The sequence below is a fragment of the Paenibacillus sp. O199 genome, from assembly GCF_001636635.1.
Lineage (GTDB): Bacteria > Bacillota > Bacilli > Paenibacillales > Paenibacillaceae > Paenibacillus > Paenibacillus marchantiae.
Genome location: NZ_LGRP01000044.1, coordinates 17,580 through 37,469, shown reverse-complemented (window position 1 = coordinate 37,469; position 19,890 = coordinate 17,580). Strand labels below are relative to the sequence as shown.

16 protein-coding genes are annotated in these 19,890 nt (G+C 47.1%); 12 read left to right on the top strand and 4 right to left on the bottom strand.

Going from position 1 to position 19,890, the window contains the following annotated elements:
- Together A6049_RS29555 and A6049_RS29550 are read left to right on the top strand one after the other, a co-directional pair.
- Positions 1 to 396, top strand: a 396-nt coding sequence (locus A6049_RS29555) for an anti-sigma factor (RefSeq protein ID WP_145921969.1), incomplete at its 5' end; no start/stop codon positions are given.
- Between the two features lie 243 nt (positions 397 to 639).
- The gene (locus tag A6049_RS29550; protein WP_063568003.1) at positions 640 to 2,163 is read left to right on the top strand and encodes an HD-GYP domain-containing protein; all 1,524 of its coding nucleotides are present in this window, start codon (positions 640 to 642) and stop codon (positions 2,161 to 2,163) included.
- On the opposite strand, the gene A6049_RS29545 is transcribed toward A6049_RS29550, so the two are convergent.
- The gene (locus A6049_RS29545) at positions 2,156 to 2,809 is read right to left on the bottom strand and encodes a phosphatase PAP2 family protein (RefSeq protein ID WP_079695791.1); all 654 of its coding nucleotides are present in this window, start codon (positions 2,807 to 2,809) and stop codon (positions 2,156 to 2,158) included. The two genes, A6049_RS29550 and A6049_RS29545, sit on opposite strands and share 8 nt — an antisense overlap.
- 232 nt (positions 2,810 to 3,041) lie before the next feature.
- Between A6049_RS29545 and A6049_RS29540 the strand changes: the two genes are divergently transcribed.
- The 4 genes from A6049_RS29540 to A6049_RS29525 all read left to right on the top strand — a co-directional run bounded on the left by A6049_RS29540 (position 3,042) and on the right by A6049_RS29525 (position 7,047).
- Entirely contained in the window at positions 3,042 to 4,457 is a 1,416-nt protein-coding gene (locus A6049_RS29540; protein WP_063568002.1) for a sensor histidine kinase, read from the top strand.
- A 208-nt stretch (positions 4,458 to 4,665) separates the two neighbouring features.
- A complete protein-coding gene (locus A6049_RS29535) occupies positions 4,666 to 5,823 on the top strand; it encodes an MFS transporter (protein WP_240321584.1) in 1,158 nt (385 codons plus the stop codon).
- A gap of 20 nt (positions 5,824 to 5,843) precedes the next feature.
- Positions 5,844 to 6,524 carry an oxidoreductase gene (locus tag A6049_RS29530; RefSeq protein ID WP_240321583.1) on the top strand — a complete coding sequence of 227 codons (681 nt, stop codon included), beginning with the start codon at positions 5,844 to 5,846 and terminating at the stop codon, positions 6,522 to 6,524.
- A gap of 148 nt (positions 6,525 to 6,672) precedes the next feature.
- A complete protein-coding gene (locus A6049_RS29525) occupies positions 6,673 to 7,047 on the top strand; it encodes a RidA family protein (RefSeq protein WP_063567999.1) in 375 nt (124 codons plus the stop codon).
- Positions 7,048 to 7,147: 100 nt separating this feature from the next.
- Here A6049_RS29525 and A6049_RS29520 read toward each other — a convergent pair whose 3' ends face one another.
- Positions 7,148 to 7,906, bottom strand: a complete 759-nt coding sequence (locus tag A6049_RS29520; protein ID WP_063567998.1) for a tryptophan-rich sensory protein — start codon at positions 7,904 to 7,906, stop codon at positions 7,148 to 7,150.
- A 665-nt stretch (positions 7,907 to 8,571) separates the two neighbouring features.
- Here A6049_RS29520 and A6049_RS29515 point away from each other — a divergent pair.
- Positions 8,572 to 9,567 carry an arsenic resistance protein gene (locus A6049_RS29515; RefSeq protein ID WP_063567997.1) on the top strand — a complete coding sequence of 332 codons (996 nt, stop codon included), beginning with the start codon at positions 8,572 to 8,574 and terminating at the stop codon, positions 9,565 to 9,567.
- Positions 9,568 to 9,729: 162 nt separating this feature from the next.
- Here the strand turns inward: A6049_RS29515 and A6049_RS29510 are convergent, their stop codons facing one another.
- Both A6049_RS29510 and A6049_RS29505 read right to left on the bottom strand, forming a co-directional pair.
- Entirely contained in the window at positions 9,730 to 11,361 is a 1,632-nt protein-coding gene (locus A6049_RS29510; RefSeq protein WP_063567996.1) for a response regulator, read from the bottom strand.
- A gap of 5 nt (positions 11,362 to 11,366) precedes the next feature.
- The gene (locus tag A6049_RS29505; RefSeq protein ID WP_063567995.1) at positions 11,367 to 13,193 is read right to left on the bottom strand and encodes a cache domain-containing sensor histidine kinase; all 1,827 of its coding nucleotides are present in this window, start codon (positions 13,191 to 13,193) and stop codon (positions 11,367 to 11,369) included.
- Positions 13,194 to 13,336: 143 nt separating this feature from the next.
- On the opposite strand from A6049_RS29505, the gene A6049_RS29500 reads away from it, so the two are divergent.
- From A6049_RS29500 to A6049_RS29480, 5 genes are all read left to right on the top strand, one after another.
- Positions 13,337 to 14,218 carry a carbohydrate ABC transporter permease gene (locus A6049_RS29500; RefSeq protein WP_063567994.1) on the top strand — a complete coding sequence of 294 codons (882 nt, stop codon included), beginning with the start codon at positions 13,337 to 13,339 and terminating at the stop codon, positions 14,216 to 14,218.
- Positions 14,219 to 15,055 carry a carbohydrate ABC transporter permease gene (locus A6049_RS29495; RefSeq protein ID WP_053779743.1) on the top strand — a complete coding sequence of 279 codons (837 nt, stop codon included), beginning with the start codon at positions 14,219 to 14,221 and terminating at the stop codon, positions 15,053 to 15,055.
- Positions 15,056 to 15,361: 306 nt separating this feature from the next.
- Positions 15,362 to 16,660 carry an ABC transporter substrate-binding protein gene (locus tag A6049_RS29490; RefSeq protein ID WP_063567993.1) on the top strand — a complete coding sequence of 433 codons (1,299 nt, stop codon included), beginning with the start codon at positions 15,362 to 15,364 and terminating at the stop codon, positions 16,658 to 16,660.
- 407 nt (positions 16,661 to 17,067) lie between these two features.
- The gene (locus A6049_RS29485) at positions 17,068 to 17,688 is read left to right on the top strand and encodes a TetR/AcrR family transcriptional regulator (RefSeq protein ID WP_063567992.1); all 621 of its coding nucleotides are present in this window, start codon (positions 17,068 to 17,070) and stop codon (positions 17,686 to 17,688) included.
- A gap of 77 nt (positions 17,689 to 17,765) precedes the next feature.
- A complete protein-coding gene (locus A6049_RS29480; RefSeq protein ID WP_095206252.1) occupies positions 17,766 to 19,760 on the top strand; it encodes an alpha/beta fold hydrolase in 1,995 nt (664 codons plus the stop codon).
- Positions 19,761 to 19,890: the final 130 nt, after the last annotated feature.

Below are 19,890 nucleotides of genomic sequence, written 5' to 3'. Positions count from 1 at the left end.
GCACAGAATGCGCAGCTGCAAGAGCAGCTCGCTTCATCCCTGCAGCCTGCACAGGGAATGCAGACAGGCGAAGCCGTCAAGCTTAGTCCTGCGACACAGGACATTGTGGCCCAAGGATTGGCTACCATCGTTATTGACAACAAAGGTACTCACCTGGTCGTACAGGCGGAGAACTTGCCTACTCTGGAAGGGAATGAGGCGTTCCAGGTTTGGCTGATCAAGGGCGATACACCTCAGAATGCGGGGACCTTCCTGAGCCATAATGGAACGGGAGCGGTATATTATACGTTAGACTCTGCCAACGACTACGACACGGTCGCGATCACACTTGAACCGGATGCGATGGGTGATGAGCCGCGTGGTACAATGATTCTCGCTGCCAAGATTAAAGGATAAGAAATGTCTTGCCATAACAGGCTGTTTCCTACGGGGAACAGTCTTTTTTGTATGGTTGTACGCGTACATATAAGTTAAATGAGCGATTCATAGTTAATTCCAGGATGGAGGTTTCCCGTCCGTGAAATGAATTAATTTTTTCAGTCCGAGCAACCGATAACAAATAGGAGGCTGTACCCTTAATCTCCCTCTGTCATCATCAATGGGGAGAACGGGTTTACACCTAGAGAGTGAGGGGTTAGGGTGGAAGTATACCGTTCATTTATCTTTCGTCTGATGCGAAATTATCTTATCGGTTCAATGGGAGCTGTTTTTGTGGTAGGTACAGTCGTTATGGTGTCTACCTTACAAATACCAAACATTCAATTTGTACGACTTATTATCATTGTGTTGATATCACTATTGTTCATGCTTGTTGCAGAACTGATTACGTTATGGGCACAACTTGGCCCCATCCGGCAGTTTTTTGCCGCTGAGCATCATGAAAAGGCCGAATTGACAAAAATGTATGAGAGCATTCACCGTTTTCCGGGACAAACGATCTATCGTATTTTGGGTCCGCATATGCTTGGATTTTCCCTGCCTGCTGCCGCATTGACGATATGGATGATTTCTACAGGATGGCTGGAATTTCCGTATGGATATGTCGCAGTTGCAGCTGCGTGTGCCTTATTGATCGCCGTGATGCATGCCTTAATTGAATATTTTCTGACGGTTCGGACCGTGAGACCGCTGCTGCTGGAAGTTCGCCGCAGAGGCAAAGAACAGCATGGCATGGAGCCATCTCTCGGAGGACGTGTCCTGGTGTCCATTCAGCGTAAATTTCAGCTGAGTACGGCGTTGATCGGTTTATTTCCATTATTTCTGTTCTTCCTGGCTACATCGATCCGTCTTCAGTATATGGATAGCGAGTTTGCGAAAGAGTATATTCTGTGGGCAGTTCTTATCGTTGTGCTGGGCGGGGGCTTCGCCCTTGTGGGAAGCTGGCTACTGATTCGGGATGTTCGTGGTCCGGTTGCAGAGCTAACGGAGGAGATGAACCGAATTCAAGAGGGAGACCTGGGCAGAAGAACCCCTGATCTGTACGCGGATGAATTTTCTGCGCTCATCTCCGGATTCAATATGATGATTAATCGGCTTGAGATGAGACAAGAACGTAATCGGCAGTTGCTGCAAAGTTATTTTTCCACCTTGGCGGCTGCATTGGACGCACGGGACAAATATACGGCAGGTCATTCCATGCGGGTGGCAGAGTACTCCATTATGATTGGCAAGCTGAGTGGCATGAATGAGGAACAAGCAGATCTATTATACAAATCAGCATTGTTGCATGATATTGGGAAAATCGGCATACCCGACGAAGTGTTATTGAAAGATGGGAAACTCACTGATGACGAATTCGCCATCATTCGCACACATCCCGTTCTTGGAGAGGGCATTTTGTTACAGATTGAACCGATTGATGCCATGGCAGATTTCCTGCCGGGTGTAAGGTCTCATCATGAAAGATATGATGGCAAAGGATATCCTGATGGTATAGCAGGCCAAGAGATTCCGCTGTTTGGCCGTATCATTGCCGTGGCTGATGCTTTTGATGCCATGACGTCTGATCGTCCATATCGGAATGGGATGAGCCATGAGAAAGCGCTATCTATTTTGGAAGAAGGAAAAGGGACCCAGTGGGATCCCTATTTTACAAGTTTGTTTATTGATGAGTGGAGGCGGCAACAGCATCTCCAGAAATCGTCGGAGCGAGGGGTCAGCTGATCCCCTCAGTCCACTTCGATTCTTTTCTGCGACGACGGAGCAGCGAGAGCCCAGTGATAATTGTAAAAACGCATTCGCCGAGTACGACCGCACCCAGGGCGTCATAGATTACATGTTGTTTAATCATTAAGGTGGACAATATAATCAGTGCTGCACCAGCAGCAACTAACACCTTAACATGTTTGCGAATACTCTGAACGGAGAGAACAGCACGCATAACCAGATAAGAATGAAGGGCATGAATACTTGGAAAACAATTATATGGACGGTCCTGGCCGTAGAGCCATCCAAGGAGAGATGCGCCGAGACCTGTACCTGTTAACTCGGGACGCGGCACCATAGTCTGAAAATTAAAATAGATCAGGTAACAGATCCAGACACAGATGTTCATGGATAACAGGACGCGATAATAAGTGAGCCGATCTTTGGCACATAAATAAGCCAAGACGCCGAAGACAAACGGATACCAACCCAGATAGGGTATGGACATGGAAGGTACATAAGGGATGATCCGGTCCAACGGGGAATTAAGAACAGAGAACCCGCGCTCCGGACTATTGAGAATATCATAGAACATCCCCATGACAGCCAAGGAAAGCATCAAGCTTAACGACAGCCAGTAGGATTTGCTTTTTAATACGTGCACAACACCGTTTCTCCTTTCATCCAGGTTCGCAAGGAACTGGATCACAGCAAATAAAATCGAACAACAATATATTCTACTACGTTCAGCGCACAAATTGAATCCTGATTTGTGTATTTTTGTGCATTTTTTTGACGACGAAGGAATGTCGAAGGTTGAATGGGCATGATATGATAGAGATGTATACGGACTAAAGGTTTTCTGTCAATGAATACACGACAACAGGAGTGAGTGAATGCAATTTTCAAAAATGTTCGTATTAAACATGGGGATGCTCATTACCATTGCTTACCTTGCTAGTGTGTTCTATAAATACGTCGTAATAAGAGCTTCATCACGAGTAAAACAGATATGTTCGTTGTTTGTACTTATTTTTGCAGGCTGGATCAGCACGGTATTTGGATTTCAGCTTAATGATGAAGTTGTCTTCGATCTTCGTTTTGTTCCTTTAATTGTTGCCGTTTTGACGTATAGACAACCCTATAGCGTGATTATCGTGGGTGTTGGGATTGGACTGACCCGGTTAACTTTCGGTATCAATGATGCTACGGTGGCTGCACTGATCAACATGTCAATCTTGGGTGTGCTGTGTGCAGGGTTGAATATATGGATGAGACGCAGTGAGTACAGGCTAATTGTTAAAGGTGTCATCGTCATATTGATTGTAAATGTGGTCAATAGTGTGAACATAGCTATCGTCGGCGTTATCCCGGCTACATATTTTTTCTCACATATTATGCCGTATACCCTTCCTGTTGGTATTTTACTTAGTCTTATTTTTGCTTTTATTTTACGAGATTTCCAGAATGAACAGAATCGGATTTTGCTCATCCAGAGCACCAATCGTTTATTGTCTGTGCAAAAGGAAGAATTGCAGAAAGCTCAGATTGTGCTGGAAGACCGTGCCAAGCAGTTGATGATTACTTCGCAGTACAAATCGGAATTTCTTGCGAATATGTCGCATGAACTGCGAACACCGTTGAACAGTGTCATTAACTTTGCCCAGATGATCAGCGAGAACGATGATACGCTGGAGCAGGAGGATGTCGTACGTTTTGCAACAATGATTGAGCATTCTGGTCAGGAGTTGCTAACGTTAATCAATGACATTCTCGATCTGTCCAAAGTGGAAGCGGGCAGACTGGATATCGTCTTGGAGGATATCAGTGTTGCCCAACTCACGGAAGATGCCATGAATCACTTCCAGTTGGTTGCCGAGAAAAAGGGAGTCCAGCTGCAACTGGACAAGAAGCCAGGACTACCAGAAACCCTCTGGTCTGATCCCCAACGAGTCCAGCAGATTTTGCGTAATCTCATGTCCAACGCCATCAAGTTTACGCATCAGGGGAAGGTCACATTGACCGTGAGCACCAAGCAAATGAAGAAGTCAGGCATTCTAAGTCAATGGATTGTTTTCTCGGTACAAGATACGGGAATTGGCATTGCTGAAGACAAACATCAATCCATTTTTGAAGCATTTCAACAGGCTGACGGGTCTATTAGCCGCAAATTTGGGGGAACAGGACTTGGCCTGTCAATCAGTCGGGATTTGGCAAGATTACTGGACGGATCGATCGAACTTAAAAGCGCTGAGGGCAAGGGAAGTACCTTCTATCTCTATCTCCCGTTGAACCGTGAAAAAATGAGTTGACAACCATCACGCTGTGAGTAGAATTTGGGGTGACAACTAGCATCGACCGGCTCTTGAAACCCGGTCTAAGGAGTGTATCCCCATACAGAAGACGGTCAACGTTAACCCTCCTCCGTTTGCAGGCAAACCACGGCGCAAGGGTTCGACACAACGCACGAATTTATCCATTGCAACATGGGAGGGTGTACCGGCAATTATTTTGCAGACGTTGCTGGGAGGCCCATTTTTAACCGGATTTCTGCTGTACCTTGGGGCCGGGTCAAGACATATTGGCTTTGTGCTCGCCATTACGACATTTGTCAATATCGCCCAGATTGGAGCGGCTTACTGGATGCAGCGCATTCGCAGCCGCAAACGCATGCTTATATTGTTTGTAGGGGTGCATCGCATCCTGTGGAGTTCGACGGGCCTCATCCCGTTCCTGTTTCCCAAGGAGTGGTGGGTAGGCATTTATGTTGGTGTGTATACGGTTGCATTTATAGCCAATACGATTGGCGGTATGATCTGGACCTCATTGATTGGAGATATCGTTCCTGCCAAGGTGAGAGGGCGTTATTTCGGAATTCGAAACACGATTCTGAACGCACTTGGAAGCGTATGCTTATTTGCTGGAGGCATCGTTTTGGACCGTTTCCCCGGGGAGATGGGTTTCTTAATCCTGTTCATTCCGGTGTGGATTTGCGCCATAGCCAATACAGTTATTTATTGCTTTTATCCAGATGTGCCGTTTGAACGTTCAACTGAAAAGGTCTTTTGGGGCATGTTCAAGAAGCCGTTTCAGGATCCTTCCTTTTTGAGGGCTGCAATGTTCCTCGCGGCCTGGTTACTGATCCAGACGTTGATCGTTCCGCTATTTTCCTACGTGATGCTTGACCTGCTTAACATTAATTATCAGACGGTATCTATAATCACCGTGGTGCAGACGCTCGTTATGATGGCCGGATTCTATATCTGGGGCAATCTGAACGCAAGATTCAGCAATAAAACCTTATTATTTTGGACATTACCGATCATCGCACTCTCCTGTCTGTCATGGGGATTGATGTCGTTTATGCCTGTTTTGATAGCGCTTTTTTTATCTCATATTTTTCTCGGTATTGGTGTGGGTGGATTCAACCAGCTTGCTTTCAACTTCACAATCGGAGATACACCCAAAAGCGAAAGACCAATGTTTGTCGCCGTGTATTCGGCTATGACTGGAGTGACCTCGTTTCTTGGACCGCTGATTGGTGGCTGGTTGTATGAGAGAATGGAAACCTGGCCGGACGCGATGAATTGGGTTTCCACCTATGGCTTCCAAGTGGGTGTTGGTGCAGCGATGCTGGTTCTTACGTTTACGCTTGGACGTCGTGTGCTTCTGAAATAGAGATATGTGGAGGGATGTACTTGGAAAATCACGAACGGCAAGCTCTTGTGATTGGAGCCACCGGGCTTGTGGGTGGACTACTGGTACGCAGCTTGCTTCAGAATCCGGCTTATGGCCGGATTCGTGTATTGGTCAGACGACCGCTTGAAATGGAACATCCAAAGCTGGAGCAGCATGTCGTGGATTGGGAACAACTTGAAGAGCAGAAAGATCTATTTCGCGATGTTGATGACTTGTACTGTTGCTTGGGTACAACGATTAAAAAAGCCGGCAGTCAGGAAAACTTCCGTCAAGTGGATTTTCACTACCCCGTAAAAGCCGCCAAACTGGCCAAGGAGTACGGTGTATCCCAGATGCTCGTCATCTCTTCCATGGGAGCCGATGCCGGGTCTCGTGTGTTTTATAGTCGGACCAAGGGAGAGATGGAAGAGGTATTAACGGATATCGGTCTCCGTTCACTGCACATATTCCGTCCGTCGTTAATTCTTGGAGATCGCAAAGAAAAACGGTTGGGTGAGCAGTTGGCAGCTCATGCCATGACGTTTCTGGATCGCTGGATGAAAGGCAGAGTGGATAAATACCGGGCAATCCAGGCTTCAACCATAGCTCGCGCCATGATGAACATTGCGCTTGTTCAAACCAATGGAAACCACGTGTATTCCAATGATGTTATTCATGTGCTTGGTTTGGATGAGTCCTGAGATATTCATGGTTATCCGATATTGGAATGAGAGCTAAGGGTAGACGTTTCTTGCCTGGGTATGATCGTGGTATAATAAGCTTCAAAAATGAGTTCGAGGCTTGTCTCCTCGCGGCGGCAGGACAGCGAACATGAAGGAGAACTCATCCATGAAAAAACCAATCTCTACCGATCAGGCGCCAGGTGCCATTGGTCCATACAGCCAGGCTGTTGAAGCAGGCGGTTTCATCTATACTTCCGGTCAGCTTGGCCTGAACCCGCAAACAGGAGAATTCGGAGCCGATGTACAGGAGCAGACTCGTTTGTCCCTGAGCAACGTGAAGGCCATTCTTGAAGCAGCAGGCACAAGTATGGACAAAGTTGTGAAAACGACTGTTTTCCTGAAAGACATGAATGATTTTGTTCCGGTAAACGAAGTGTACAGCACGTTCTTCGAACAGCCTTATCCGGCACGCAGCGCAGTTGAAGTTGCTCGTCTGCCGAAGGATGCTCTTGTGGAGATCGAGGTCATTGCCCTCAAATAGGGGAGACTGATATTTGCCAAGCAAGGAAAGTTACATAAAAAGCCGATTTCTGGTCAGATGACCGAAATCGGCTTTTTGAATTTATATGAACAGATCCGGATTAATCCCGATCCTGGTTACGGGCGAAGAATAGCCATACCGCATAAATGGCTAGTACGATCGCAATGATAATTGCCGTATAATATACGGAGGTAACGTCTTTTTGTTTGAGTGCGATGGCAATATATGCCCAAGTAAAGACAAGTGGGTATACGCTATCCCGGTAAGGGAAGCTCACCAGTACAGCCAGCACAAGGCCTACAATTAACATGATGATGGTCCAGGTAGGTTCACTGAGTCCGAAGCCATCCCAGCCGATTTTATATAATAATACAGCCGCATTGATAATGGTTGCCACGCTAACCCATCCAAGATATATGCTGAACGGCAGCTTCACGAGCCAGATTTCGGCAGTTGTGGGGAGGGTGATTGCACGCGTTTTTACATATAGCATGATCAGGGACAACAGAAGCAGAACGATGACGACTAAGGCGAGACCGATTTTGAGATTTTGAAAAGCAAAGATCCACGCTACATTAAAGGCACAGCTTGCTAGAAACCAGTAACCGAGGCGGGTAATGGAGTCTCTTTTCCAAGAAGAGGGAACGAACTGATAGATGACAAAGCCAGCGAGCAGCAGATAGATCAGCCCCCATATAGAGAATGCATAGCCCGAAGGGGTGAGCAATACAGGGTACATATCCGATACTTCCTTGTTGGTTCTACCTCCGATAGGCAGCGCGTTGGAAAGATAATTTACTACGATAACAGCGATGAATCCAATCGCGTTTAACCACTTGTACGGATTGTTACGTGACATTGTGTTTCCTCCTTGGTTTTACAAAAATGAATGAACCACGGGTCAGTCTACAATGAATATACCCAGTTCTTTCGCATTCTAATAAGAAGCCGCAAAAAATTCACAGGATCGTTGTCTGGATACCCTGCGGTTTGCCGCGCTCTTATTCGCTGTGCTACGTCTCAATGTACGCTGGTTGAAGCAGAAATATGTTAATGGCATGGACTTCTTTCTTATTCATTTGGCTGGTAAGTTTATCTATATTCGTTCACAACGTTCTGCTATACTCAAATTTAGGACAAATGTAATCGGTGGGAAGACACGGCGAAGCTGCTCCGAAAGGAGGTGGAGCCGTGTCTCTTGATTTGATCGTGAAGATTCTGGACGCTTTATTAAAGATCGTCAGTATTTGTACTGGCCTGAGAACTTTATTCAGCGTTAAGAAGACACGTAAGAACAAGAAAAACCACCGACGATAGGTTGGCCCCTTAATTCGGTGGTTTTTCATGCATTTGAAATTCGCGCCGTGGTCACCCATCGGTCTTTTGTCTGGATATCCGCAATGTTAGCGCATTGCGGATATTTTCATATTACCCAGAACTGCTTTCTAATATGACAATAACATATACTTCAATTCACTACAACTCACTACAAACGTACAATTATCATTTTGATATTGTGATAAAATGCTAATTCTCAGAGGGAGAGGAAGAAGGTTGTTTACGAGAGAAACGATGGAGAAGCAACAAACGTGGTTTTATGTCGTTGCCCTATTCGTGGGAGCAGCGATTGGGCTGGGCACCCCTGAATGGGGGTCAGCGCTGCATTATATGGTTTCACCTGTACTTGCCATTTTGCTATATAGCATGTTTGCACAGATTCCTTTTTTACAGCTTAAAGAATCCTTATCCAACCTGCGATTTATTGGAGCTTTGTTGGTGGCTAATTTTATCGTAGTGCCTGTGGTCGTGTGGTTGTTAACCCTGGCGTTTCCGCAACCTCCGGCCGTGCTAATCGGCGTTTACCTGGTACTGTTAACCCCGTGCATTGATTACGTCATTGTTTTTACACAGTTGGGTCGGGGCAATGAGAAATTGATGCTTGCTGCAACGCCAATCCTGTTTGTTATACAAATGGTCTTATTACCAGTATATTTGTGGCTGTTCATAGGGAAGGAAGCGGCACAGGTCATGCAGGTGGGGCCTTTCGTGGAGGCTTTTCTGTTCCTGATCGTTATTCCGTTGCTGTTGGCTATTCTTACGCAAGTTGTGACCAAAGGCAAAGCCGGAGGAGAACGGGTGATGAACGCAACCGCTTGGCTGCCTGTACCCATGATGGCTCTGGCCTTGATTGTGGTTGTCGCATCGCAGATCGGGAAGGTCTACAATGATTTTGCTGTAATTGTGGATGTTCTGCCCATTTATATTATTTTTCTAGTTGTTATGCCCTTCATATCACGAATCGTAGTGGCTCTATTTCGATTGAATACAGGCGAAGGCAGGGCCGTTATTTTCAGTGCAGGGACCCGAAATTCACTTGTCGTTCTGCCATTGGCACTTGCATTGCCGCAAGAGTGGGCCACAATTGCTGCCGCAGTGATAGTAACCCAGACGATCGTCGAGCTGGCGGGAGAGTTAATCTATATTCGTATTGTTCCTTCCGTCATACTGCGTGATCGCTGATTCCTTAGAAAAGAAGATCAGGGTGTATCCATTAAGATGCATCCATATATGTAAAAAGGAAAGGGGCAATTCCCTGAGTCATGAACATGACGGGATGCCCCTTTTATCGTTTAACGAATCGAGCATTCTATTAGACGAATTTCCACAGATTCGGCGGCTCAATTAAGCATTTCCGTCAGATAACGTTTTGCGGTACTCCCCCGGTGTGATGCCCTCCATTTTTTTGAACACTTTACTGAAATACTTCTCGTCCTGATAGCCGACCATTTCCGAGATTTTTGCAATTCGTAGTGAAGGATTCTGTAATAGAAGCTTGGCGTTATTGATTCGCAGTTTGCCCAAATACTCCGACCAGTTCAATCCGAACTGCTGTTTGAATTTGCGAGATATATATTCGCGACTCAGGTAGAACCGTGCAGCAATTTGCTGCAGAGACAGGTCCTCTTGATAATGAGCATCCATATAACGTGCAATCTCACTCATTGGGTCCGGTGTTGCATGATGATGTGCAGTGAGGGCTTTTCCGGCTGCGAGCAACCGCTGTTCCAGCAGGGAGCGGAGCAAGGGCAGCGATAACAGTCCGTCACGGTCCAAAGGTAACTCAGCGAATGGAATGGATTGTTCCTCTATCGCTTCATCTTCATCCTTCGGTGGAGCGCCTGCGGCATCGTCGAGCCAACGGCCAATCATCCATTCCATTTCATCCATCCATTGCTGTATCTGCTCCGCTGTTATGACATCGAGCCGGGTGATGGGATCAATCCATTCTGCAACGGCATTGGACACGCTGGAAGCGCGCCCGCTCATCGACGCGAGACGTAAGGACTCCTCAAAGGTAGACAATCGCAGGCCCTTGTTTCCGTTGGAGGACTCCATCGCATCGTGAATGCACTGCTTCGTTTGCAAGGCATTGCGTCGCCACAACCGCAAACTAGCTTCCTGATAGGCTCCCGAGGTCCCCGTAGGATAAAACTCACAGCTGGATATACCAAAATGAAGACGGCGTTGAATGGTCTGCTCCAGACCATCGTTCACTTTTTCGAGAATGGTTTGAAGTGTCGAGCATTGACCCCAGTATAGGAGAACGACTTCATCCGGCTGATCAAGCTGGCGGAACACGACACCTTCAGCAGGCGGGGATAACATCTCCGCACAGATATTCAGCACGGAGAATACGAGCAAATCAGGCTGACTACGATATTTTGCCAAGCATTGAGCATCGAGATGGGAAAGGCTGGTGACTGCCACACTGCAACTGTCGATCTGCTTGGGCAGATTTAATTCATCCCGCAGCCGCTGGAATTGGGTGTTATTGCTTCCGCGTCCAACGACAAGCTCTGTGAGCAGTCTGTCATGATAATGCGGACGCATCTGATTGACCACCATGGATTGTCTTGTGGACTGCACACGAACAGCATCGTCTTCTTTCCAGGCGTCGACTGCTCTAAATAAGGATGAATTCAGTTCGTCTGCTTCGACTGGTTTGAGCAGGTAGTCCGTACCTCCATAGCGAATTGCATGCCTGACCAGTTCAAAATCATCATATCCGCTGATGACCAGTACTTTGCTGTGCGGGGCATGAACAGATATCCATTCGAGCAGAGCCATACCATCCTTGCCAGGCATTCGCATATCGCTGAGTACAATTTGCGGTTGATGAGCCGTAATGGCAGCGACCGCTTCGTGACCATCTGCCGCTTCATATAAGGTATCAATTCCTGCGGCTTCCCATTGACCAAGCAGTTTAATCGCATCGCGGACGTGTTTTTCATCATCGACAATCAAGGCTTTCATGTTGTTCACTCTCCCGCGTATATTTTGACTATGATCTGCACGCCATTCGGTTCCAGATTGCTAATCGTAAGCGTGGCATTGTATCCCGGAGGTGAGTTCAGTTGGAGTCTGCGCATCACATTACGCAGTCCAATTGACTCGGTTTCGTCCGGTTCCTGTGAGGAATCGGAAGATATAGATGCCGGATGCAACCAACGCTGAATTTCGGACAACTTGTCTTCCGGAATGCGGGGTCCGTTATTTTCCAGCCGAATCCGAATCCAATCGTCAGGCGTTCGCTGACTGGATATGCGTATCCTGCCTTTGCCAGGCTGAACATCCGCTCCATGCTTGAAGTAATTCTCAATTAAAGGCTGCAAGGTCATCCTCGGCATTTCGGCCCGCAGGGTATCTTCGGCAAAATCCAGTTCAACCTCCAGGCGGTCACCGAACCGCTCTTTTTGCAGTTCCAGATAGAGTCGTGCATGCTCGGCTTCTTCGTTCAAAGTGACCCGGGTCTGGTCACGCATGCTGTAGCGCAGCATTTTGGATAGGGAAGATAGCAGCACATACACCCGTTGTCCTTGCTGTTGAAGCGCAAGTGTACCGATGGATTGCAACGTATTATACAGAAAATGGGGATGAATCTGGGCTTGCAGCGCTTTAAGCTGATTCGTTTTATTCGCAATTTCAAGGCGATATTCCCGCAAAATCAAATTGTTCACAGTATCCATCATATCCCGGAAATGACGGGCCAGCACACCGATCTCGTCCCGACTCGTTAAACGGATATCCACATGCAGGCGTCCTGCCTGAATCTGGTTCATATAACGCATTAATTGCTTGAGCGGTCCGGTGATCCGGATCGAGATGAACAAGGTTGCCACAATGACCAATAACAGCGCAGCAATAGCGATCATGGCATTATTCCACGTTAGAGTGGTGGCACTCGCGTACAGCGTTTCATTCGGAATCTGTTTTACAATGGTCCAGTCTGCAAATTGGCTTCCTAATTGCTGATACACATACATTGAATGATCTTGTTCAAAATGCCCTGAAGCGGTCTGTACTGTCCCTTCACCGGAACGTGCTGAATTCAGCTCAGTCGCTGCTTCCTGCCGTAATGCATCCGTTCCGCTGACTTCCGACTTTCCTTCGAAAATGATCTGGTTCTTATTGTCGATGACATAGATCTGTTCCTTTGTCGGATCATACAGTCTGCTGCAGATTTCGGCAATGGTATCCATGTTCAAATCGATGGCAAGCACACCCAATCGTTCTGTCGAAGGTACATCCTTGATCACACGGTGAAGGGTAATCACTGTTCTTGGAGGATCATCCGCTGACGCTGCCTTGAAGCCGTAAGAATGACTAAGGTGAGCCGATTCGACCCAGATATCCGGGCTTTTATCGTTCGATTTTCCATGAAGCGAGTCGGAGTAGGCCTGTTTGCGTTCTTCCCGCTTCGGGAAAGGATTGGCAATTAATGTCGATTGATTGGCAGCAAAAGAGTGCAGATACAGCTGGAATACATCGGGCACAGCCGAACGTATCGTCTGCAGAGTGGTGTATACCTCGGCAACTGCGCGATAGTCGCCGGGGATTTTCGCCAGATTTCGCAGAAAATTCGGATCGTTGTACACAGCAAGCGAAGCTCTTGCCACGTTATCCACGTAATTGTTGAGATTGGTGGACGCCTGAAAGATTAGGCGTTTGTTCTCTGCGACGGCCTGCTCACGCAGGGCGGTCTTAGTCTGGATAAACGTCATGCTGATGGATGCCAGCAGCGGGATCGTCGTGGCGATGAGCATAAAAGCGATTAGCTTGGTGCGAATGCTGTAGTATTTTGACATCGTGACACCCCTTCTGGTTGCAGGTTAAGAGAGGACAATATTTTACACCCAACTGTTCACCAGGGTCGGTGTTTCCCTGTGCGAGAATGGGGTTTAATAGAACAAGAGACCAATTTCATCCATCTATAGAAGGGGAGAACGATATGAAGCATCGCAAATCTTCACAGCTGTTACAGCAGCTTGTGTTCGTGGGTCCCTCCATCGTCTTTTTTATTCTCATTATCGTGGTCCCTTTCCTGCTTGGTATGGTATATTCCTTTACCGACTGGAACGGGGTGTCGGCGAACATTCATTGGGTAGGATTCGATAATTTCAAGCAAATTTTTGCGAATGATCCCAAGTTTCTATCTGCGTTTTGGTTTACGGTGCGCTTCACCGTGGTTGGTGTAATTTTGACCAATGTTATCGGTTTTTTCCTGGCGTATTTCCTGACCAAGCCGCTCAAGACGAGAAACTTTCTGCGCACGATCTTTTTTATGCCTAACGTGATCGGTGGATTGTTGCTCGGCTTTATCTGGCAGTTCATATTTGTGAAAGGGTTTTCAGCAGTAGGCGACGTAACAGGTTGGTCCTTCTTCAACCTCCCTTGGTTAGGAGACGAGCCAACGGCCTTCTGGGGTATCGTCATTGTATTTGTTTGGCAGACCGCAGGGTATCTGATGGTCATCTACATCTCGTCCTTGACCAACGTATCACCTGATCTGCTGGAAGCTGCCGAAATTGATGGTGCCAGCCGCTGGCAGGTACTGCGCAGCATTATTTTCCCGCTCATTATGCCGGGAGTCACAATCTGTCTTTTCCTTGCCATCTCCTGGTCATTCAAAATGTTCGATCTCAATCTGTCGCTGACCAAAGGCGGACCGTTTGGATCAACAGAATCGGTAGCACTGAATATTTACAATGAGGCTTTTGTGAATAATCGGTACGGCATCGGTACAGCCAAAGCACTTGTGTTCTTCGTAATCGTTGCCATTATCACGATGATTCAGGTGCGTGTGACGAAGAGCAAGGAGGTGGAGGCATAGATGGAAACGTCAAAAAATTACCGCTTCAGTACCATTGTAACCGAGATTGTTATGGTGCTCATTGGATTATTGTTCCTGGTTCCGTTTTACTTCCTGTTTGTCAATTCGGTCAAAACATTCGGTGACCTGCTTACCAATTCGGCAGCATGGCCAGAGGTATTCCAATGGGGCAACTATGCGAACGCCTGGGAGAAAATCAAGTTCCCATCAGCGCTGATGAACTCGCTCATCGTCACTGTAGTCAGCAATCTGCTGCTGGTGTTGATCAGCTCCATGGCGGCCTACCGAATGGTACGCAGCGATACACGCTTCAACCGGATTTTGTTCGGCATGTTCATTGCCGCCATGGTGATTCCGTTTCAGTCTATCATGATTCCACTCGTTACCGTAACCAGTAATCTTGGACTGATCGACAGCCTCTTCGGACTCATCATCTGTTATCTCGGTTTTGGCGCACCGATGTCCATCTTCCTGTTCCACGGATTCGTCAAATCGGTTCCGCTCGAAATTGAAGAGGCAGCTCGGGTGGATGGAAGCTCCGCCTACGGCGTGTTCTTCCGGATTGTATTCCCGCTGATGAAGCCGATGTATGTAACTGTCATCATCCTGAATACACTCTGGATCTGGAATGACTATCTGCTGCCATCCCTGATTCTGCAAAGCTCCAATTTGCGTACAATTCCGATTGCGACCTTTGCGCTCTTCGGACAATATACGAAGCAATGGGATCTTGCCCTGCCTGCACTGGTGCTTGGTATCATGCCAATTATCATCTTCTTCCTGCTGATGCAGAAATACATCATTCAGGGGATTACTGCTGGATCCGTTAAAGGGTAAGTGCGAGGGCGGACCGCTCCGTGATCATGTGCGCTTACGGTCGCTGTTGCTCCTCGGTGGCCTGAATGAATTCAGGTAAAGAAGCCACCGAGTATCAAAGGCGAACGCACCGCTCCTCCAGCGCATCATGATCCCTCCGCTCCGACCTCGCACGGAGGTGTGCAAGGGAGTCATGCCCGCTAAGCATGGGCCTGACTCCTGAGGGGAAATTCGGGAACGGTTGTAAATCAATCGCCCCCTGCATCCTGGTGGCTAAAAAATGCAACGAAGCTGTTATACTGAAACTACTATAGGGAGAGTGTATGTATGAAAAGAATGACCAAGTTGACGTTGCTTATGCTGATTGCTTTTTCTGTAATGCTTGCGGGTTGTGGCAACGGAGATAAGAGTGGAAGTCCTGTCAAAACAGACGGCCAAGGTGGCGGAGAGGCTGCTGCAGGAGACAAAACCATTAAAATCTTTCAATTCAAAGTCGAAATTGCGGAAGCGCTTAACCGTCTCAAAGCGGAGTATGAATCCTCTCATCCAGGCATCAAGTTGGACATTCAGACCGTGGGTGGCGGCAGTGACTACGGCGCTGCATTGAAAGCCAAGTTCGCTGCTGGCGAACAACCGGACATCTTCAACGTTGGTGGTTATCGTGAACTGGACACATGGCTCGAATACCTGGAAGATCTGTCAGGTGAAGCATGGGTAAAAGATGTGCTTGATGTTGCCAAAGAGCCAATGACCAAAGACGGCAAACTGTATGGACAGCCGCTGGCATTGGAAGGCTATGGCTTCATTTATAACAAAGATCTCTTCCAAAAAGCAGGCATCACTGAAATTCCAACGACACTGGAACAATTGGATCAGGCTGCACAGAAACTTCAAGCCGCAGGCATTACCCCGTTCTCCAATGGATATCAGGAATGGTGGGTACTCGGCAATCATAACGTAAACGTGGCATTTGCGAATCAGGCAGATCCGGTGAAATTTATTCAAGGTCTTAACGAAGGTACGGAGAAAATCCCTGGCAATCAGGTGTTCACGGACTGGATGAACTTGCTCGACTTGACGCTGAAATACAGCAACAAAAACCCGCTTACAACCGACTACAACACACAGGTAACCCTGTTTGCCACTGGAGAAGCAGCGATGATGCAGCAAGGGAACTGGACACAGGTACAAATTGATGGCATCGATCCTAATCTGAATCTCGGCATTCTGCCGATGCCAATTACGAATGAACCGAACGACAAATTGTTTGTTGGCGTACCGAACTACTGGGTTGTGAACAAGAATTCGCAAGTGAAACCGGAAGCGAAAGAGTTTCTGGAATGGCTCGTGACATCTGACATCGGGAAACAGTATATGACCAAAGAATTCAAGTTTATCCCGGCGTTCAGTTCCATTCAGGCATCTGAAGAGGATCTGGGTGATCTCGCAACCGATATCATGAAGTACAGCCAGGAAAACAAAACATTAAGCTGGAACTTTAACCGTTTCCCTGAAGGCGTTCCACAAGAATTCGGTAGTACGATTCAGGCTTATGTAGCAGGTAAATCGGACAAAAAAGCCCTGCTTGATGCATTGCAGCAAAACTGGGATAGTCTGAAAAAATAATCACTCGGATTAGCTATCCGTATAAGTAAAATAGTGCTGTCTCATCCTTGAATGGTTATCCACATACTAATATCCACAGGCTATTGGAGCCATTCGCAAATGATATGAATAAGTAGTCAACTTAAATAGGTCAACCAGAATTATATTCTGGTTGACCTATTTTTTAGTTTTTGGACTCCGCTAGCGCAGATCGGAAGAATAGCATGAGATAATGCTCCTGAAATGTGGATAACCTCATCATATATAGAGGCTCAATAACCTATTTAACACAGAGTTAATACTATATGTGGATATCCTGTGTGTACAATGTTCTAAATGTGGACAAGTTCGAGAAAATTGGGGCAAAGATCATCTTTTGTTAACTACATAACTTGCGTTTGTGTAATTAGTACTATATAGTTCTATTTATGACAAATCAAAAATCGATCTCGGGTTCTGAGAAATCCAAAAGTTCAAATCCGGTTAATCGGACCAAGGCAGTCGAAGTTGCTGCTCAGTTATTTTTGCGTCAGGGATACAGCTATGTCAGCATGGATGAGGTCGTGCGGGCAAGCGGGGTATCCAAATCGAATATCTATTACCATTTCAAAAACAAGGAGGAATTGCTCCAGGCCGTGGTGCAGTACTGGATTGCCCAGTATGAATCGGAGCTCTACCTGCTGCTCAGTCAGCGTGAACGAGAGGTTACAGAACGGATCTATTCGTTCATGGCGTTACTGTCCGCAGGCATGGAAGGGCGGGATTATAAAGGAAGTTGTCCGTTTATTACATTGTATATGCAGACACCAGCCAGCGCACCCGAAGTGAAAGAAAGTATAGCCCGTTTCTTCCGTGAGCTGCAGCCGATGATGGAAAAGCTGTTGCAGCAAGGGGTGGATCGTGGCGAATTTCGTAAAGGGATTGAGCCTGGACCCGCGGCTGCATTATTTATCGCTGCATTCGAGGGTTCACTTGTACTCGCGGAGACTGCGCGTGATATAGGGATTATTGAACAATCAGCACGTACATTTTGTCAGATGCTTCGGTAAACGAAGCTCTTTTTTTAAATATTACTAGTACTATATAGTACTAAAATAAATAGGGATAAAAGGGAGAGAGATTAGAAATGAGTATACATAATTCATCATTATCAAATGCAGAACGTAAGACTGACCTCAATTCAGCTATGAACAACATGGCGACTGAATCAACGACTATTTTGATGACGGGCAGTACCGGATTTATAGGCAAGGAGGCAGTGAAACAACTTGGAGACAGTGAAGCGCAGTTATTACTGCTTGTACGCTCTGAATCCAAAGCGAGGATGGTTCTGAATGCATATGGAGTAACGGATTTCAGCCGAATAACGTATATTCAGGGGGATTTGTCAGCTCCAGGCCTCGGTCTGACCAAAGCTGATCGTGAGCGTGCTCATCAGGCCAATATCATAATTCATGCAGGTGGGACGATGGATGTCACATTGCCACCGAAGGTGGCAGAACAGATTTTTATGAATGGAGCAAGAGGCATGGCCGAACTGGCCGAAGAAATCCAGCGTACACACGGATTGAGGCACTTTATCCACGTGGTTGGTTTTATGAGTCCCTATGGAAGGAAGGATTCTCCGCCCATATCTTCAACGAATGAAGATGTTGGGGATAAGTCGAGCGGGCAGAAGTCATTGATTAGCAAAGATAGTGCTTATGAACATATGAAATTCGAAGCCGATCGTTATATTCGACAGCATGCAGAACAACATTCGTATGTCTTATCTGTTGTAAACCCGAGTACAATCGTGGGTCCATATCCCACTGGAGCAACCGAACAAACGGGCGGAATTGGCATGATGATACAGGCGATGAGAAGGCGTAGAATGCCGATGATTCCCGGTGGTCTACAGCACTGGCTGCCCCTCGTATCCAATGACGTGGTTGCACAGACCCTTGTTTTCCTGACTCAGGACAGCAATCCATCCGGCGGCACATATCCCCTGTTGTCCAGAAAAGCGGACAGTCCGGATATGAAGGAAATGATTCGGTTACTAGCGGCGGAGTTGGATGTATCTGCACCTCGATGGTCAGTACCCCTGCCCATGATCCATGCAGCGATGAAGGCTGGTGGCACAAAGATTAGCGGAATACCGCCCGAATCAATCGCGTTTATTACCAAACAGGAGTTTGAAGTGCAGCAAACGGAGCGGTTGTTTCAGCGAATGGGACTAAAATTGCCTGAAGTTAGTGAGTTATTACCTTACGTAACAGCTGATTTGGATTATCGTTTCAGCTATCCTGCACAGGAGGATTTGCCTCAGGGTTGGACTCGAACACGTAAGGGAAGTCTTGCGGTGCTGGTCTATGAGGGCAAGGGGGAGCCTTGGGTGATTGTTCATGGTTTGATGAGCAGTGCTGACGATATGATCCCGCTGGGAGATGCGTTATGGAGTATGACGGGAAACCCGATATGGCTTGTCGATCTTGCCGGATTTGGGCGTTCTCCGGTTCATCGGAACAAGGTAAGAGGGACGGCCTTCAAAGGGCAGGTCGAAGGGGTGCGAAGTGTGCTGGATGAGATACAAGGTCCGGTCAAACTGGTAGGACATTCTGTTGGGGCAGCCATAGCCGCGGCGGTGATGCAGGAGAGTGGACGTGAAAATATTCAGCTTGCCATGCTGCAGCCCGTATGGGGAGCCTCGAAAGATGGTATGCAGCGCCTAATATCAAGACTCCCGAGAAGAATGCTGCAAGGACTGTTATCTCGGATGTCTCCACAGCAATTGGCTGGGCAGTTAAAAAGAGCAGAGGCTGCGGGGATCAATCCAACCGTGCTGGAAGGTTATGCGAGGAGATCTTCTTCTGGTATGAAGTCTCCCCGCATCGCAGGAGCGAATGCTGATTTGCTCCACTGGATACAGTCCCATCCAAATGATAAAGTGTCACAGACAAGTGCAGATGCGCAGCGCACAATTATGGTTTGGGGGACAAACGATAAGGGATACTCGCGCCCCGAAAATATCCATTCATCTGTTCAACGTGTGGAACTTCCCTATGGGCATCACTTTCCCCTGTTTCATGGGGAAGAAACAGCTTCGTTGCTTTTGAAATGGCAAATGAAGAGACGGTAAGCGAAGAAATGAAGTGTGCATTCCCTAAATTACAAAATATTCAGGTCGCTCGATAATAAAATGTTAAATTATATTACACATACAGTTAGATAAACGGAATGAAAACGTTATTTTCACTCCCATTTATACT

Coding starts and splice junctions, on each gene's coding strand:
- A6049_RS29525 (WP_063567999.1), top strand. CDS start 6,673: ATGAAAAAACCAATCTCTACCGATCAGGCGCCAGGTGCCATTGGTCCA.
- A6049_RS29490 (WP_063567993.1), top strand. CDS start 15,362: ATGAAAAGAATGACCAAGTTGACGTTGCTTATGCTGATTGCTTTTTCT.
- A6049_RS29500 (WP_063567994.1), top strand. CDS start 13,337: ATGAAGCATCGCAAATCTTCACAGCTGTTACAGCAGCTTGTGTTCGTG.
- A6049_RS29540 (WP_063568002.1), top strand. CDS start 3,042: ATGCAATTTTCAAAAATGTTCGTATTAAACATGGGGATGCTCATTACC.
- A6049_RS29510 (WP_063567996.1), bottom strand. CDS start 11,361: ATGAAAGCCTTGATTGTCGATGATGAAAAACACGTCCGCGATGCGATT.
- A6049_RS29515 (WP_063567997.1), top strand. CDS start 8,572: ATGCTAATTCTCAGAGGGAGAGGAAGAAGGTTGTTTACGAGAGAAACG.
- A6049_RS29505 (WP_063567995.1), bottom strand. CDS start 13,193: ATGTCAAAATACTACAGCATTCGCACCAAGCTAATCGCTTTTATGCTC.
- A6049_RS29480 (WP_095206252.1), top strand. CDS start 17,766: ATGAGTATACATAATTCATCATTATCAAATGCAGAACGTAAGACTGAC.
- A6049_RS29485 (WP_063567992.1), top strand. CDS start 17,068: ATGACAAATCAAAAATCGATCTCGGGTTCTGAGAAATCCAAAAGTTCA.
- A6049_RS29520 (WP_063567998.1), bottom strand. CDS start 7,906: ATGTCACGTAACAATCCGTACAAGTGGTTAAACGCGATTGGATTCATC.
- A6049_RS29495 (WP_053779743.1), top strand. CDS start 14,219: ATGGAAACGTCAAAAAATTACCGCTTCAGTACCATTGTAACCGAGATT.